This window comes from Paenibacillus sp. MT86, assembly GCF_058792535.1.
On sequence record NZ_CM179499.1, the window covers coordinates 3206280 to 3224247 of the forward strand.

Annotated in this window: 14 protein-coding genes; 12 read left to right on the plus strand and 2 right to left on the minus strand. The window is 50.5% G+C overall.

The features are described from left to right. Positions 1-87: 87 nt before the first annotated feature. A complete protein-coding gene (locus AC3RCL_RS14230) occupies positions 88-996 on the minus strand; it encodes a helix-turn-helix transcriptional regulator (protein WP_192571697.1) in 909 nt (302 codons plus the stop codon). A gap of 98 nt (positions 997-1094) precedes the next feature. On the opposite strand from AC3RCL_RS14230, the gene AC3RCL_RS14235 reads away from it, so the two are divergent. Both AC3RCL_RS14235 and AC3RCL_RS14240 read left to right on the plus strand, forming a co-directional pair. Next, on the plus strand, positions 1095-1559 hold the full coding sequence (locus tag AC3RCL_RS14235; protein WP_492535905.1) for a VOC family protein: 465 nt from the start codon (positions 1095-1097) through the stop codon (positions 1557-1559). A gap of 79 nt (positions 1560-1638) precedes the next feature. Next, positions 1639-2208 carry a YdeI/OmpD-associated family protein gene (locus tag AC3RCL_RS14240; protein WP_277746027.1) on the plus strand — a complete coding sequence of 190 codons (570 nt, stop codon included), beginning with the start codon at positions 1639-1641 and terminating at the stop codon, positions 2206-2208. Here the strand turns inward: AC3RCL_RS14240 and AC3RCL_RS14245 are convergent. Next, complete coding sequence (locus AC3RCL_RS14245; protein ID WP_486047429.1) at positions 2138-2479, minus strand: hypothetical protein; 342 nt, start codon at positions 2477-2479, stop codon at positions 2138-2140. The two genes, AC3RCL_RS14240 and AC3RCL_RS14245, sit on opposite strands and share 71 nt — an antisense overlap. A 185-nt stretch (positions 2480-2664) precedes the next feature. On the opposite strand from AC3RCL_RS14245, the gene AC3RCL_RS14250 reads away from it, so the two are divergent. From AC3RCL_RS14250 to AC3RCL_RS14295, 10 genes are all read left to right on the plus strand, one after another. Then, on the plus strand, positions 2665-3486 hold the full coding sequence (locus AC3RCL_RS14250; protein ID WP_492535908.1) for an isocitrate lyase/PEP mutase family protein: 822 nt from the start codon (positions 2665-2667) through the stop codon (positions 3484-3486). A gap of 324 nt (positions 3487-3810) precedes the next feature. Next, a complete protein-coding gene (locus AC3RCL_RS14255; RefSeq protein ID WP_492535910.1) occupies positions 3811-6885 on the plus strand; it encodes a 3-keto-alpha-glucoside-1,2-lyase-like domain-containing protein in 3075 nt (1024 codons plus the stop codon). Between the two features lie 182 nt (positions 6886-7067). Beyond that, positions 7068-8831 carry a cache domain-containing sensor histidine kinase gene (locus AC3RCL_RS14260; protein ID WP_492535912.1) on the plus strand — a complete coding sequence of 588 codons (1764 nt, stop codon included), beginning with the start codon at positions 7068-7070 and terminating at the stop codon, positions 8829-8831. Next, positions 8818-10443, plus strand: coding sequence for a helix-turn-helix domain-containing protein (locus AC3RCL_RS14265; protein ID WP_492535914.1), 1626 nt, complete (start codon positions 8818-8820; stop codon positions 10441-10443). The genes AC3RCL_RS14260 and AC3RCL_RS14265 overlap by 14 nt, the downstream gene beginning before the upstream one ends. 130 nt (positions 10444-10573) lie before the next feature. Then, the gene (locus tag AC3RCL_RS14270; RefSeq protein WP_492535916.1) at positions 10574-11980 is read left to right on the plus strand and encodes an ABC transporter substrate-binding protein; all 1407 of its coding nucleotides are present in this window, start codon (positions 10574-10576) and stop codon (positions 11978-11980) included. 72 nt (positions 11981-12052) lie between these two features. After that, positions 12053-12952: a carbohydrate ABC transporter permease gene (locus AC3RCL_RS14275; RefSeq protein WP_192571703.1), complete on the plus strand. Its 900-nt coding sequence runs from the start codon at positions 12053-12055 to the stop codon at positions 12950-12952. 150 nt (positions 12953-13102) lie between these two features. After that, entirely contained in the window at positions 13103-14005 is a 903-nt protein-coding gene (locus AC3RCL_RS14280) for a carbohydrate ABC transporter permease (RefSeq protein ID WP_096773948.1), read from the plus strand. A gap of 219 nt (positions 14006-14224) precedes the next feature. Beyond that, the gene (locus AC3RCL_RS14285) at positions 14225-15238 is read left to right on the plus strand and encodes a glycoside hydrolase family 130 protein (RefSeq protein ID WP_492535919.1); all 1014 of its coding nucleotides are present in this window, start codon (positions 14225-14227) and stop codon (positions 15236-15238) included. Between the two features lie 35 nt (positions 15239-15273). After that, the gene (locus AC3RCL_RS14290) at positions 15274-16650 is read left to right on the plus strand and encodes an FAD-dependent oxidoreductase (RefSeq protein ID WP_492535921.1); all 1377 of its coding nucleotides are present in this window, start codon (positions 15274-15276) and stop codon (positions 16648-16650) included. After that, positions 16647-17654, plus strand: a complete 1008-nt coding sequence (locus AC3RCL_RS14295; protein ID WP_492535923.1) for an SGNH/GDSL hydrolase family protein — start codon at positions 16647-16649, stop codon at positions 17652-17654. Before AC3RCL_RS14290 ends, AC3RCL_RS14295 begins: the two co-directional genes overlap by 4 nt. The last annotated feature ends 314 nt before the right edge of the window (positions 17655-17968 follow it).

The following is a 17968-nucleotide window of genomic DNA, read 5'->3' on the forward strand; positions in this document are numbered from 1 at the left end:
GAGACGGTCTTGAAGGTGTTTTTATGTTGGCAGCAAGATGCATCTATCCGTTAGAAATTGCCGACATGTTCATTTGAAAGGACCTTTTCAAGAATATTTATCGACCATTTTAAGCAAATAATTGCGAAACTCCTCCACGTATGATTTCGGTTCTACGATTTCTAGATTTGTACCGAAACTTGCTAAAAATTGAAATCCAATAGGGTTCTGAGGAATTTGGATGGTAGCCAGGTAATACTCAGAACTGTGGCTTTCAATACTCTTTCGACCGTACCTTTCAATAAACTGATCTTTTATGCCGGGCGCAATCAATGCTTTAATGGCGACTAGTTGCGGCTGATAACTGGCAGCGTCTTGTTCTAATGCATAATCTCTCGGGTTAAAGGCTTCTTCATTCATATTGAGATTATCGATCCTGGATAATTTAAATGTTCTATAGCTCTGGCGATGTAAACAGAATCCCTTCAAATACCAACTCGTTTCGCTAAAGTGAAGCTGATACGGCTCGACGATTCGATTCGTTATCATGCCATTTTTATCTATATAATCAAATGAAATCAACTTTTTCCCTATGATCGATTCTTGGCATGTCTTCAAGGTTTGAAGAATTTCGGACCGACCCTCCCAATCATAAAATGATAGACGGACCGAACCTTTCAGTGACATGGGGTGAACCATGGCCTCCATTTTTTTAATCGTGATTTCAACTTCCTCGCTAATTAGAATTTGTTCCAATCCGCCGAGCGCAGTCAATATATTTTCTAAGTCGGAGCTGTTTAAAAGTCGCTTATCCACCTTGTATTCGTCCATAATACCGTATCCGCCATGAATTCCATGAACAGAATAGATGGGAATGTTGGATAAGCTCAGTGTTTCCATATCGCGAAGAATCGTTCTTTTGGAAACGTTAAATAATTGTGCGAATTCTTTTGTTGAAACAATATCTTTTTTCAGCAAAATCATGATTATAGATATTAATCTCTCAACCTTCTCCATAGCCGTCCCTCGTTTGGTATAAAATTTTAAATGGTGACATGCGTTTGTCACCACTGATAAATTATACTTCATTTATCAAAAGAAGGAGGTACAACTTTATGTCAGCTATTGCATATTTGAACTTTGATGGAATCGCCGAAGAAGCGATTGAATTTTATTCGGAGGCATTACAGGCGAATGAGGTAAAAAAAGTGAAATTCAAGGATTTTCCGCAGGATCCAAACTATCCATTGCCAGACAATGAGCTTAATATGATCATGGAGTCCTCGGTTGAATTTGCAGGCGGAAAAATCATGATGTCGGATATTTTGCCTTCCATGAAGCAGGTAACGGGTGAGTTGGTGAAAGGAAACAACATACTTATTAGTCTAGTCATGGAGGATCAACAAGCATTGGAAGAATACTTTAACCAATTGTCTGTTGGCGGCCATATTGTGATGCCATTATCCAATACTCCTTGGTCTTCGTGCTTTGGAATGCTGGTTGATAAATTCGGAGTTGCCTGGAAATTTAATCGTGACGCAGATCGCTTCCTTGATAAAGTCATTTCAAACAAACAGTAACGCATTTTAAAACATGGCCTTCCAATGAAAGGCCATGTTTTGATATTCTCATTAGGAAGGAGGAGGATGGGTTTTAGCTATGAAAATTGAGCATGTCATTCCAGCAGAATCGAGAGAGGATTTAAGGATTTGGCTGCAGAACCATGGCAAGACCGAGAAGTCTTGCTGGGTATTGGTTAGTATGACGCCAACCCCTGATATGTTGTTATATTTGGACGTCGTTGAGGAAGCTTTATGCTTTGGATGGATTGACGGCATTAAAAAGAAAATGTCCGAAACCGAGCTGGCCCAGAGACTGTCTCCTAGAAGCAAAAAAAGCTCCTGGACCGAATTGAATAAAGAACGTGTCCGCCGCCTCGAAAAGTTGGGCTTCATGAGTGACGAAGGCAGAAGAGTTCTTCCTGACATGGATCCCGGTTCTTTCAGAATAGAGGGGGTCATAGAACAAAGGCTAAAGGAGGAAAAACTAGTATTTGAGAATTTCGTGGCATTTCCGGATCTTTATAAAAGAGTTCGGATTGATACAATACAAAGCTATAAGAATCAGCCGGAATTATTCAAGAGCAGATTAGACAAATTCATATCCAACACAAGAGAAAACAAAATGTACGGTCAATGGAACGATCATGGCCGTCTGCTAGATTATTAATATTTTCTTCCAAACTGAGCATTTCAAATTCATTCCATTTAAAATCAGTATCGGAGCGATTATTGTATTCATCCTCGCAAAGAAACCAGGTCTTCTCATCAGGTGTGATGCATCGTTTTACAACACTTAAAAATTCCAAATAATCATTAGGGATTTCCTTATATCTTGATAACAAGCTGCCAGCTAAATGTAACTGATGATCCTGATTTGTGGTTATCGTCCAACCGTTGTCTTCAGCCCAAATCATAAATTCATTTATTTTGTCATTCATGGTCCACCTTCTCCCAACGTATTCACTCCAATTTCTTATAGGTTCTGATTAATATTCTAGTCAGACTTTTCCATATCCTTCTGGAACTCAAAGTGCATTCCATATTTCGATGAGTATCGAATAGAACTCGGTTTATACTATATACAAAAGTACGCCAGTCGATAATAGATGGGGAGAGGTATGGTATGGAGATGACAAAACAGCTTGAAAAGCTTACCGCCTTTAAAAAGCTTCACTCTAATTTCTTTATTTTGCCCAATGCATGGGATGCTGCAAGCGCGAAAACTTTCGAGAAGTGCGGCTTCAAGGCCATTGGCACGACAAGTGCCGGCATAGCGGTCTCCCATGGGTACGCGGATCGGAATATGCCCTTCGACAGGATGCTGAATACGGTCCGCAGGATCGTGCAAACGGTGGATATTCCGGTTACCGTGGATATGGAAGACGGGTATGGACAGACGCCTGATGAAGTCGCAGAATCGGTTAAGCAGGTGATCAAGGCAGGCGCGACGGGGATTAACATTGAAGACAGCAGCATGGATCGACAAGCGCCGCTGCATGATATTTTGCTCCAGCAAAACAAATTAGCCGTGATCCGAGGGCTGGGGAATGCCATGGGGTATCCTCTCTTTATCAATGCCCGGATCGATGCTTACTGGATCAAGTCTATGCCGTCTGCAGGGAGGCTTGAAGAGACGATCAAGCGGGCCTATGCCTACCAGGAAGCCGGCGCAGATTGTATTTTTGTCCCCGGAATCCAGGAAATCTCCGACATCCAAACACTGCGCCATGAAGTAAGCTGTCCGATAAATGTATTGGCCGGGCCGGGAATGCCTTCTGCAAATGAACTTGAAGCGCTAGGGATTCAGCGTATCAGCACCGGCTCAGGACCTTTTCGCGCCGCAATATCGCTTCTGCATCGCATGGGCCATGAAATTTTGGAGGAGAGAACTTTTGAGCACATGACTTCGAGAGTCCTTTCTTACGACGATTTATCGGAAAAGTAGCCTTGGTAGCAATCATAGCGCCTGCGTAGATCTTCATTCCCGCAACGCTTTGGCTGCCGGTGAATCGGTAGCGATGGAGAACAGTTAAAATGTATCCCTGGAGAGTGGGCTTGCCCCACTCCTTTTTTTATGGGCAGGGATTATAATCCATCGTGACAGTGAAAAGTTTGGATGGAGGGGGGAGTGAACGTCAGAAAGCGGGCTGCTTGCTTCCGATAAAATGTTGGCGCCTTCACAAAAAACCAAGCAAGAATACAACCGGGAGAACAGAAGCTGCGGTGCCTTATTATCGTGTGGCAGATGAATAATCTTGAGGAGGTATTTATGCTTACCATTACAAGAAAAGCAGTTAGTTTGTTGGTCGTGCTTGTCGTAATGATCACAGGATTCTCACCCCGAACTGCGGACGCTGTAGAAATCGATAGCTATTCAATTTCTTCAATGGATATGACGGATGCCGCTGATCCGGCATCTTTGGCACAGACCGCCGCTGCTCCGGCCACGATACAAAATTACCCGATGCCATCCATCTATACCGCATCCAGCGTGTTTTCGTTGAAAGCGAATAACGAAGCGATTCCTGTAATCAGTTATCTGGCTGATTATGATTATGCTCAATTTTCCTTTTCCGGCACGGTCCGTATCGAAGTTACCAACAATGTGCCGATTACATCATACTCCATCAGTCCTCAGGCTAAAAATATCGAAGGCACGGTCAACGGGAACAAGCTAACGTTCTATCTTTCATCCTCTACCTATGTCATCGTGAAAATCAATGACCAGAGGAAGAAGATTGTTATCGCAGCAGATCCCTTGGAGACGGATATTCCCCCGTCCACAGGTGCCGGGATTTATAATGTGACGCAGTCGCCATACCACGCGGATAACACGGGTACAACGCTGGCATCGGGTGCGATTCAGCAGGCGATCGATGACGCCCATCAAGCCGGCGGCGGCGTTGTATTCATTCCGGCCGGTGTTTATAAGAGCGGGAACCTGACATTAAAAAGCAACGTAACCTTTTACCTGGCCGGCGGCGCCGTCATTGTCGGCACGGGCAAGGGGGAAGACTACGTGATTGATTTTCGCAAGGATTCACGAAACGCGGATGGAACGTATTTTATTCGTACTGCCGTAGATTCCACCAATATTACGATACGGGGACGGGGAACCATTGATGGAAAAGGCATTGCGATGCGAGAGCGAAAGATGCCGGCGCCGAATAAGAATGAAGGGTTCCTCAATAACCTGCTCGTTCCGATCGCAACATCCAATTTTACTTTTGACGGTCTAATATTGCGGGATGGCGGTTTTTGGTCGTTTATGGTGGTACGTTCCGACAATGTGACCATAAACAATCTTAAGGGATTCCAGGATTTATACAAAATCGAGAATGACGTTATCGATATCAATGAGAGTCAGAACGTGCTTGTTCAACATTCGATTGCCATCTCGGATGATGACACGTATTCCACTAAAACCTGGCTGCAGACGGGGATGTCCAAAGACTGGCCGGGCGAGCTTGAACATTTGGAGAATGTGGTCTTTGATGACGCTTTTGCATGGACAAGATGCGCGGTTTTCAAGATTGGCATGGGTGTAGCCCAGCCGCAAATCGGCGTAACCGTCCGAAATTCGTATGTGTATCAAAGCGCCCGAGCATTGCTTATTGATCATGGATACCAACTGAATACCCTCCCGGAGGAAGGTTACGCCCAAAATATTACGTTTGAAAATATCGACATCGAACGCGTCGGCATCAATCAATTCGGGAACTATTGGCTTGGAGTGTCCACCAGCACTTCCGGCGATGTAAGCAATGTTGTAGTCAAGAACATCCATGTTCGCGAGACCGGCACCCAGAAATCCAGAATTTCCGGGAATGCCACGAAAGGCGGAAGGGTTAACGGCGTCACGTTCACGGATGTTTATGTTGGAGGCAAGCTTGCAACAAACCTGGACGACTTGAATGTTACCGTTAATAACAATGTATATGGTATCGTTTTTGCCAATTCCAAGCCGCCGCTATTCAGCGACAATTTCGAAGACGGAAATACGGCGGGGTGGACGTCGATGTCCGGCGGCTGGACCGTCCCGACAGTCGGCACGAATCACGTGCTGTCCAGCGGGAATCAGACAACCACCTCCCTAATTACCGCTAATAGCGGGGGTTCATGGACGGATTACGTTTATGAAGCCAGATTAAGAATGCCCATCACCAATGCCAACGCGGGCATGGTCTTCAGGGTGCAGGATGCAAACAATTATTATATGTATCGCATTCATTCATCGAATCAACAGCTGGAGTTGTTCAAATCCGTAAATGGACAGCTGACGCTAGTAAACAGTACGCCGTTCACGGCCATTGAGAAACAGTGGTATAAGGTTAAGGCGGTTATGCAAGGGAACACGATTTCCTGTTACGTGGATGGAGAATTAAAGATGGAATGGACCAATCCTGTAACCGAATTGACGGCTGGGGGGATCGGATTCCGGACCACCTCGGCGGGCGTCCATTTTGACGATGTCGTGGTTAGTCTCCTCAATAAAGCGCCTGAGGAGATTGCCCTTTCACACAACAGTGTTATTGAAAACACGACGGCGGGAGGCATGGTCGGAAGCTTTTCCACCAGCGACCCTGATGCGGAAGAAACATTTGCTTATATGCTGATAGCAGGGGCAGGGGATGTGGACAACGACAGCTTCACCATTTCGGACAATAAGTTGTTTCTAGCCGTAACGCCTGATTACGAAACCAAGGATAGCTACAGCATCCGGGTGAGGAGTACAGACTCAGGCGGACTGTATGTTGAGAAGACCTTTACGATCCATGTCATGGACGTGAATGAACCTCCCGTGAATCCGGATCCTACGGTCATCCGATTCAGCGACGATTTCGAAGATGGAAATGCCGGAGGATGGACGTCTGTTTCAGGTTCCTGGGATGTAACAACTGACGGCACAAAAGCCTTGATTCAGAATCAAGCTGCTGCTGCAGTCATTGCTGCCGGCGATTCGTGGACGGATTATACGTATGAAGCCAAAGCGAAAATGCCCATCACCAATGCCAACGCAGGCATTCTCTTTAGGGTACAGGATGCGGGTAATTTCTATATGTTCCGAATCCATTCCGCAGCCCAAAAGCTGGAGTTGTACAAATCCGTGGACAACGTCATGACTCTTGTATCCAGTACCCCGTTTACAGCTCAGGCGAACCAGTGGTATACGATGAAGGCTTTCATTGATGGGAACACAATAAAAGGTTATGTGGATGGAGAATTAAAAGTGGAATGGACCAACCCCGAGACGGAATTGACTGCAGGAAAAATAGGATTTCGGACCACTTCGGCAGGCGTCGCTTTTGATGATGCCGTGGTACTGGCATCTGGTCCGATCTAACTAGTACGGCATCCCGTACCATGTCAATAAGAGCCGATCCACAGGTCGAACATCGTTAATGGGATCATACGAAGGAGCTGCCCCTAAAGCCGTGAATGGCTGCTTTCGGACAGCTTCGTTTTTTGGCATTGTCGTACAGGGGATGCAGTGACATAATCAAAGAATAGAATTTAACGGAAGGCGTGAAAAGCTTGGAGTATCTCCGCAGGCAATCGTTCCGCAACAAACTCAAGGTCGCTTTTCTGGCTGTCATCGTGCTTTCTGTCCTGATGACCGGAGGATTGTCTTATTATATCTCAGCTGCCACGCTGGAAAAGAATGCGCTGAAGCTCACGCAGGACACGGTGGTCAGGTCAGCACAGATCGTGGATGAGAAGCTGAATAAACTGATGCTGATTATGATGACGTTTATGATCAGCCAGCCTTTCTACGACATGCTGAAGGATGCCGCCTCCGGGGATGCCAGCAGATATTACACGCATCTGAACGATCTTGATAACGTTTTCTCGCAGGCGCGGATTGCCGAGCCGCTTATCCAATCGATCTACGTATTTACGCCGATCGGCGAATTTTATCCTTCGTCCATGAACCGCAATCGGCTCACCGCATTCGAGGACACCGTGCTGTATTCGCGTATCGAACAGGAGAAAAAGAATCTGTGGGTGGAGGGGCATGAGGACATGCTATTCTCCGGCAAGGAACGCGTCATTTCGCTTATTCTGGAGCCTATCTTTGACACGCCGGTCAGCGGTGTCTATATTGTCGTGAATATCCGTGAGGACGGCTTCCGCAAGCTGGTGCAGGGAAACACCGCGGAAGGAGCGTCCAGCTTCTTGCTGAACGCTGATGGAGATACGGTTTACCCCGTGAAGGAACCGCTGGTCAGGCAAGCGGTGGAGACGGGAGATTTGAGCGGCATGATGAACCGCTCGGAGGGAAGTCAGCCTTTTGATCTGGACGGCCAAACCTATCTGCTTAATTATGCCCGTCTCGGCATAGCGGATTGGACGATGACCACCATTCGTTCCCGGGCCGACGTGCTCCATGACATGGTATACGTCAAATGGCTGATCGCCGGGGTTACGCTGGCAGCTTTTACCGTCACCACGTTGATTTCGGGCGCATTTTCACGCTATTTGCTAAAGCCGCTGCAAGGGCTTCTGAAGGTGATGAAGCGGGTCGAGAACAACGATCTGACCGCCCGTTTTGAGAGCGGCAGCGGAGATGAACTGGCTCAAGTGGGATTTCGGTTTAACCGGATGCTGGAACAGATTGTGGTGTTGATTGATGAGGTTACGGAAGCGCAGACGCATAAGCGAACTGCAGAGATCAAGGCGCTGTCGGCGCAGATGGACCCGCATTTTCTGTACAACACGCTCAATACCATCTACTGGAAATTGAAATTGAAGCAGATCGAGCCGTCGCAGCAAATGGTCATGTCGCTCTCCCGCCTGTTCCAACTCGGGCTGAACAATGGTCAGGAAATTACGACAATGTCGAAAGAGCTGGAGCATGTGCGCCAGTATTTGGAACTGCAGTTAAGCTGCTATGAAGACTTATTCTCTTATGAGATCCATGTACGCGAACCGGAGGTGTCATCGATTTCGATTCCACGCATCATTTTGCAGCCGCTGGTCGAAAACAGCATTTTGCACGGTTTTCGCGACCTGAAGAACGGCGGCCTAATCGAAATCGAAATTAGCGGGGATGAGAAACGCTGGACGATTGCCGTACGCGATAACGGCAGGGGCATGGATGAGGCCCAAGTGCGCGCACTCTTTTGGCTGGAATCGAAAAAGGGATATGCGGTGTCTAATTTGATCCGCCGGCTCCGGCTCTATTATGGGGACGGTGCTGAATTTCACGTAGACAGTGCGCCGGAACGCGGAACCGAAATACGGATTTCTTTACCCAAGAAAGGGGAGCATTTGGATGAGCAATCCTGAAGCGATCAGTCTTTGCATTATCGACGATATTAAGAGCGTGGTGGACGGGTTGACCGCCATGAACTGGGAAGAGCAAGGGATTCGGGTCGCAGGTGTATCGAGCAATGGAGAAGAGGGGCTGAAGCTGATCAGCGGGTTGTGTCCGGATCTGGTTATAACCGATATCCGGATGCCGATCATGGACGGGTTGAGCATGCTGCGTTTGGTTCTGGAAGAGAATCCCGGCTGCAAGGTCATTCTGATCAGCGGCTATGCCGACTTTGAATATGCGCAGCAGGCGGTGCAGCTGGGGGCATTTGATTTTGTGGTGAAGCCCTTCACAGAAGAAGATATGATGTCGGCTGTGCTGCGAGCCAAAGCAGAGGTTATGGAAGAGAGGTCCAAACGGATAAGTTTGTGGGAAATGGAGAATAAGCTTCGCGAGAGCATGCCGGCGCTGCGGCAGGAATACTTTGGGCTGCTCGTAAGTCACCGCACATCATGGGAAGAGGCATCGGAACGGTGGGATTTTCTGAATATTGAATTGGAGCCGCACGGCTTCGTCGTGATGCTGATTGAAATTGATCGTTTCCGGGAGCAAGTTGCCGAGCTGTCCGTGAAGGAGATGGAGCTGATCCGGTTCTCGCTGTTGAATATTATGCAGGAGACGCTTGCCCATTATGCGCACAGCGTTCTTTTCCGTGCCCGTCATGATCAGTACCTGGCCGTACTGAACGATTCAGGACCGTCCAGTCCGATCGAAATTGCCGAGCAGTGCTGCCGGAATATTGAACGATACACCAAGTTTACGATCTCGGTCGGGGTCGGCGGCAGAGCGGAGGAGATCAGCGGGCTCCCGGATACTTATCGCCAGGCTCATCGGGCGCTCTCCCATCACTTATTCACTGAAGGCAATGCCGCCATTATGTATGACGATATCCATCAGAGCGGAAGCCAGGAGCCGCTGGCACTGGAGTACAAGGACGAGCTCCTGCTGGCCCTTCGTTCCGGGAATGCTGTCCGGACGGACGCGATTCTGTCCGCGATTTCGGAAGCGCTGCAGAAACGGATCTCCCGGCAAAGTCCGGATTATCTCCTCAGCCTGTACGATGAGCTGGCCGCTTCAGCGATCCGCACGCTTTACGAAATGGTTTCATATTCGGAGATACAGCCGATGATTCAGAAATTCAGAACGGTACAAGGGACGGCGGGGCTGCCGCTGGCCTCTTTGCAGCGTCAACTGCATGCCTTGTGCACGGAGGGAGCCGAGCTGGTTCGCCGAAACAGCGTATCCGAAGGGCAGAAGGTTATTTATCATGCCATAGGCTATATCAAGGGCCGCTTGTCCGAGGATATTACCGTTGGCGAATGTGCAGCGCATGTCCATCTAAGCGCCAGCTATTTTTCCAGCTTATTCAAGCAAGTGACCGGGATGACGGTCACGCAGTTTATCACCTCGGAACGCATTCACAAAGCGAGACAGCTGCTGGTAGAGGGAGCGCAGGTGCAGGAGGTGGCTGCGGCGGTAGGGTATGAGGAGCGCAGATATTTCAGCGAGATGTTCAAGAAGATCACCGGCCAGACACCGTCGGAATTCAGGGCGGGCTATCACATGGACCGGCCGGAGGCGTGAGGCGAGTGCTGCAGGAGACCATAGAATTCTATCCCTTGAGAGTGAATTTGCCTCACTCCTTTTCCGAGAACGGGATTCTATAATAAAAAACGAGCTCACAATACAAACGTTAATCAAAGGGGTAGAATGTATGCGAAAAAAATGGTTAAGCCTCGGCTTGAGCCTCATTCTGGCCGCCGGGATCGCAGGCTGCGGCGGGAGCGACAACAACAATGGCAATGGCGGTACGACGAATGGCAAGCCTGACGGCGGAACGGCAGCACCATCAACCGAGACGGGCCAACCCTTACAGCTTAAATACTGGACTGACGACCGTCATGACCAGGAGTATATCAAGGAATTAATCAACAAGTTCAACGAAACTAACGGCGATAACATCCAGGTGGAATTGACGGTCATGTCCGAGAATTACGCGCAAAGCGTCGACATTGCATTTTCCAGCAACCAAGCGCCGGATGTGCTGCGTCTCAAGAGCGCCAATACATCCGGATTCGTCAAAAAAGGGTATCTCGCGCCGATTGACGAGTATTTTACCGATGACTTGAAAGCGAAGTTCGGCAGCCTGCTGATCGACGATGTCAACCGTTTTGACGGCAAGGTGTACTCGCTCGCCAATACCGGCCTCACCATGCGCCTAGTCTACAACAAGGATCTTTTTGCCAAAGCGGGCATCGAGAATCCTCCGAAGTCGCTGCAGGAAATGGTGGAGGATGCCAAGAAAATTACCGAAGTCGGCAAAGCCGAGGGCATCTATGGTTTTGCGCTGAACTTCAAAAATCCGAAGCAAGCATTTGACCGTTCCGTCCGGGAGATTCTTTCCTTGAGCGGTTATCAGGGACTTGGCTTTGATCTGAAAACAGGCCAATTCGATTTCGAGCCTTACTCGCAGGTCATTGAATTTTTCAAGCAAATGCATAAAGACGGAAGCATTCTGCCTGGAGCGGAAGCGCTGGATATCGACCCGCTGCGCGCCCAGTTCGCCGCAGGCAAAATCGGGATGTATCTTTCCTTCTCGACGGAGCCGGGGGTGTACATGGATCAATTCCCGACCGAAATCAACTGGGGGGGCGCGTTGGCTCCAACGCTGGACGGTGAGATCAAGGGAACTTCCGAAATCGTGTCCGCCGGAACGTGGCTCGGCATCAGCGCCCAATCGGCCAATAAGGAAGCGGCTTGGAAATTCATGCAGTATATGTACGGCGATGAGGTTCTGAAGACCTATCATGAAAAAGGCTTCGGTATTGCCATTGTGCCAAGCATTGTAGAACAGGCTAAAGATCCGGAGATCAATGGCATGGAAGGCTTCCTGGTCGGGGAACACGACTCGCTCTGGCCTGCTTCGCCAAACGTTACTCCGGAGGGTTCCACCTATGCTGACGCTTTCTTCAAATATATCCTTACCGATGAAGACCTGAAAGCGATTACGGAGGATTTAAACACAAGATACAACGCCGCATTGTCCAAGGCGGTGGAGAAAGGCGAGGTCACTGTAACGCCGATCCCTGCCTTTGATCCAACGAAACCGCAGGGAGAATAACAGGCAAGGATGGGGCTGCCGCACACTTTTTTGGCGGATGCCCCTTTTCTTTCCCCGAAGGAGGAACGAATCGTGAGTATGAAATGGAGACGGCTGGGGGAGAATGCTCTGTTTCTGTCCCCCAGCATCATTTTGACGGTGGCTCTGGGCATCTATCCCTTGTTATGGATGCTGCGTTATATGTTTTATGACTATGCCGGGTATGGCGATGCGCTGTTCGTTGGGCTGGACAATTTCCGTCGGCTGATGCGCGATGCGCTGTTCTGGGAATCGGTTGGCAATACCTTTATCTATGCCGGGGGCAAGCTGCTGCTGACGCTGCCGTTGTCCCTGCTGCTCGCGGTCATCCTCAACGGCAAGCTGCGGGGCGGAAACCTGCTGCGCGGGATCTATTTTATGCCGACGATCATCAGCACCGCGGTTATCTCCGTGGTGTTCTATACGATCTTCAATTCCTATAACGGGATGGTAAACACCGTATTGATGAAGCTGCATCTTGTCTCGCAGCCCATCGACTGGCTCGGCCCAAAGCATGCGATGCTTACGGTCATTCTTGTGGCGGTATGGGGCGCGGTCGGTAACTATATGCTGCTGTTTCTGGCTGGCTTGCAGAGCATTCCGCAGGATTTGTACGAAAGTGCGGCCATGGACGGCGCGAATGCAGGAAGACGGTTCTGGAGCATTACGCTTCCGATGCTGGCTCCGGTTGCCCAGTTGGTCATTATGCTTGCGATTATCGCATCCCTGAAAGGCTATGAGAGCATTATGCTGATCACGGAAGGCGGACCGATCGGCAAAACCGAGGTCATGTATCTCTATCTGTATAAACTGTTGTTTCCGGTTTCCACGGGTTCGCCTGTGGAGCAGCAGCTTGGATACGGCAGCGCCGTTGGCTTCGCAACCGCTGTTATTGTGGGTGCGATCACGGGTTTGTATTTCTTATTAAGCCGTAAAATGAACAAGCTTTATTAGAGTTTCTTTTTAAAACCCAATTAACATGATTTTTGAACAAGCACTATATGCAACAATGGACGCCAACTTAGCGAAGGCCCTTACGATTTGACAACAACGCCGCAGACCGATTGATCATGAACGGCTGCAGGCGTGCAGGAGGATCAGCAGATGAACGAACAGGAATTACCCCAACAGCCGGATGCGCGCGGCCAAATCGCCGCCCGCCCGCCTTCCGGCCATATAGGCAGAATTGCGGGCCGTACGGTGATGTGGTTGTTCTTATTGATAACGGCGATACTGACATTATTTCCCCTGTTGATGACTTTGTCCGGATCGCTCAAGACCGGCGCCGAAATGATGACCGGCGGGAGCCTGCTGCCGGCCAAGCTGCAGTTCGTCAACTATGCCGAAGCCTGGAAGCAGGCTAATTTTGCCCGCTATACCTGGAACAGCGCTTTTGTCAGCATTATGGTTACCGCCGGCACCCTGCTGGTAGCTGCCATGGCGGCTTATGTGGTGGACCGTCGCCATTTTCCCGGCAAATCCCTGTATGTGACGACGCAGGCGTCGATGATGTTTATATCCGTCGGTGCGATCGTGCTGCGCCCGCAATTCGATTTGATGGTCGCGCTGAACCTGAATACCACGCTGTGGGGCGTGATCCTGATTCTGATCAGTGCCCATTCCAGCACATTTTTTATGCTGCTGGGTTTCTTCAAAGCGATTCCCCGCGAGCTTGACGAAGCGGCCATGGTGGACGGCTCCGGCTTTGTCCGAACCTTCTTTCGGATTATTCTCCCGCTCCTGACGCCGGGGCTTGGCGTTGCCGGGCTGTTTGCTTTCCGCCATGCCTGGAACGAATACATTCTGCCGCTGGTCTTCACGATGACGAATCCTCAGCTGCAGACGCTCACCGTCGGGCTGGCGAATCTTCGTTACGGTTCTTCCGCGGCCATGCAGATCCATTTGATGATGGCGGGAGCATGCCTGTCGATTCTGCCGATGCTTCTCGCTTATATTGTGGCGAACAAATCCTTTATTCAAGTGACGGCGGGTTCAGTGAAAGGTTAATTTCATAATTCCATTATACAAGTGCGTGTTCAAAAAGGCCGGTTTTCAGCACCGAGAAGGTTGGATGAAGCCAGGGGCTGAGGAGTGGAGCGTACGTTTTGGGTACGTGAGCACCGGAAGGCACGAATGAATGCAAGATTCGATGCCGAATTACTTCCTGATTCACTTCGTGATCAAAATTGGACTTTTTGAACAACCTCTACAAGGAGTTTGATGCATATGAGCGATATTAAAGTGGGACCTTTGTTTTCCAGTCCGATCATGACCCGGCATTCCGCGAATCCGATTCTGACTCCGGGTGATGTGCCCTACGGTCCGGCGTTGGTCTTTAATGCCGGAGTTACCAAATTTAAAGGCAAATATGTGATGGTTTTTCGCAATGACTACGGTGATGAACTTAAAGGGATTGTCGCCCCTCATCATACAACGAATCTGGGGCTGGCCTTCAGCGATGACGGCATTGAGTGGGATGTGCAGCCGGAACCGTGCTGGTCTTGGCATGATGAAGAGGTCATCCGCGTGTATGATCCGCGTCTAACGGTAATCGGCGAACAATGTTATATGTGCTTTGCGGTCGATACCAAGCACGGGCTGCGCGGCGGCATCGCCGTCACCGAAGATTTCAGATCCTTCGAGGTGCTGAGCCTATCGCTGCCGGATAACCGCAACATGGTATTGTTCCCGGAGCGGATCGGGGGCAAGTACGTCCGGCTGGAGCGCCCGATGCCTGTATACAGCCGGGGCGGGATAGACCGCTTCGACATGTGGATGAGCGACTCGCCTGACCTGAAATACTGGGGCAACTCCAAGCTGCTGCTGGCGGTTGAAGATGTTGCTTATGCCAATGACAAGGTAGGACCAGGCGCTCCGCCCGTCAAAACGGACAAAGGTTGGCTGACCCTGTTCCATGCCGTGGACATCGATCGCAGCCGGGGGAAGAACGGATGGGAGGACAGCTGGAAGAAGCGCTATACGTCCGGCATTTTACTGCTGGATCTTGCCGATCCCAGCCGGATCATCGGCATGGCGGAGACGCCGCTGCTTGCCCCGGAAGCCGATTATGAGACCGATGGGGGCTTCCGCAATCATGTTATTTTTCCGGGGGGCATGATTCTGGAGGATACCGGAGAAGTCAAAATCTACTACGGCGCGGCCGATACCGTAGAATGCCTGGCGACTGCGCATGTAGATGATTTGCTGCATCTTTGTCTGAAAGGCACAGTCCATAAGTAATGATGACATATTGATACAGAATGGGGAGGGGTTCTATGAAAGGACATATTACGTTGCCATCCGCCAGCATTCCGGTCAGCCGCGAGGTGGATGTGCTTGTCATCGGCGGAGGCGCCTCAGGCATCGCCGCGGCCATTGCCGCTGCGAAAGGGGGGGCGAAAACAATGCTGGTGGAGCAGCGAGGATTCCTTGGCGGCATGGGCACGGTTGCGCTCGTTCCGGCTTTCTGTCCCTTTACGGATAAGCGGAAGCCGATTATCCGCGGTCTCGGCCTTCAATTGATGGAACGGATGAAGCAGGCATGCGATCCTCAGTACCGTGAGGAATATCAAGAGATGCTGGATTGGGTGCCGATCGATCCCGAAGTGCTGAAACGGGTTTATGATGATGCCATTCTGGAAAGCGGTGTGACGCCGCTGTATCACACCTTTGTTTATGATGTTGTCTTGTCTGAGGACCGCCGGAAGGTTGAAGGTGTCGTTGTCGTTAACAAAACAGGACGTTCTTTCATCCCCTGCAGGTATATTATCGATTGCTCGGGAGATGGGGATGTTGCCGCATTGGCGGGAGCTCCTTTTCAGAAGGGCGGGGAAGCGGGCGAGCTTCAGCCCGGCAGCATGTGCTATCTGCTTGCGAATGTGGACCGTCCAAGGTTCAGACGGTACTTGGAGGAGAGCGGGGATACGGGCCAACTGCACAAGACGGTGGAGGTGGCGATCGAGGACGGTGCACTGCCGGAGGGCCGCAAGTCGATCTCCGGCCTTGCTTGGGTCAGCGACTATTTGGTAGGCGTCAACTTCGGCCATGTATTCGGCGTGGACGGCACCCTTGCCGAGGATTTGACACGGGGGGCGATCGAAGGGCGCCGCACGGCGGAACGCCAGCTGCAGTTCTTCCGCCGCTACGTGCCGGGCTTTGAGCGCGCCCATATGGTAGCGAGCGGTGAGCAGCTCGGCATCCGGGAGACGCGGCGGATTGAAGGGGACTATATCCTGACGGTCGATGACTTCCTTGCTGCGCGTTCTTTCCCGGACGACATTGCCCGCAACGCATACTACATCGATATTCATCTCGCCAACAGCAAAAGCGAGATGACCTTTAACCACCTACCGCCCGGGGTTTCACACGGCGTACCGTACCGGATCATGCTGCCGATTGGCATCGACAACCTTTGGGTTGCCGGACGCTGCGTATCCTCGGACCGAGCAGTGCAAGGCTCCCTTCGGGTGATGCCGAACTGCTTCTCCATGGGCCAGGCCTCGGGAACGGCGGCTGCATTGGCGCTGCGGGACGGCACCGGCTCGCGCGGCATTTCCGTAGCCGAGCTTCAGCAGCGGCTGCTGGAGCAGGATGTATGGCTGGGAGAAGATTTCATTCCGGCTGATAAGCAGAAGGGAGGGAATGCGCCGTGAAGCAGCTTCCATTAACGGATGAGTGGTTTCACGGTGCCGTGTCGCTCGAACACGGGGAGGATGGTATCAAGCCGTGGCGTATTCCTTACATGGATTACGAGCTGTATCCGCCTGGGGGAATCGATGGCAAAGCCGAGATATGTGCCGGTGTTCGCCTGCGGCTGCGGACGGACTCTACCGAGGTGGCAGTATCTTTTGCACCGCTTGCGGACGCCGCCGCCATGGATTGCGTTGTAGAAGGTAGACTATGCCAGACGCTCAGCCTGTCCGGCGGAGCAACAGAAGCCTTGTTCAGCGGACTTAAGGACGGAATCAAGGATGTGGAGATTTGGCTCCCTCAAAATATAGGAATAACCGTCACCGGCCTACGGACTGATGCCCATGCCGTCGGAGTCCCGCTGCCGGACACCCGGCCCCGCTGGATTACGTACGGGAGCTCCATTACCCAGTGCGTCGGGGCTTCCAGCCCCTCCCGCGCTTGGCCAGCCATTGCCGCCGAAGCCTGCGGCTTCAGCTTGACCAATCTCGGCTTCTCCGGCAACTGCCACATGGAACCGATGATCGGGCGTCTGATTCGCGACTTGCCGGCCGATTTCATCTCGATATGTGCAGGCGTGAACATCTATGGCGGGGGCACCTTAAGCCCTCGCATGTTCAAGCCGCTGCTGATTGGCCTGCTGGAGACGATACGCGACAAACACAGGGATACCCCGCTGCTTGTCATTTCTCCGATTTATGGCACCGTCCGCGAAACGCAGCTCAATTCGCTGGGCTTCACCCTGCCCATAATGCGGGAATTCATCCGCGAGACCGTGGAGTTGCTAAGGGCTCGGGGCGATCGCCAGTTATACTATCAGGACGGCTTGAAGTGGTTCGGTCCGGAGGATGAAGCCTTTCTGACGGATGGCCTACACCCTGGAGCCGAGGGGTATGAGCTGCTGGGCCGGCGTTTCCGCAATCTTCATGACTTTGCGTTACGGGCTGTACATCGAAACGCGGAGTGAGGAGTTTCTATTAAATTCGGGATAACCAATTGGAATCATGGCGGATCATTTTTGGACTTTCTTTTGATTGGACGAAAAGAACTTGAAGACCTTAAAGCCGCATCCTATGCGGCTTTTTTGGTTTGAAGTATATAAATTCTTGTTGTTACTTAAGTCAGGTGCATTTACTGCTTATTAAGCTAATAGGCACTTTTATGGAATATATTATCCATTTAGGGTTGATGAATTGGTATGTTAAACTATTTTTTCGACTGCAATATGAACTAACATTCGCGAAAATAAACTAGCAAATTCATATAGCAGCAATTAAATCA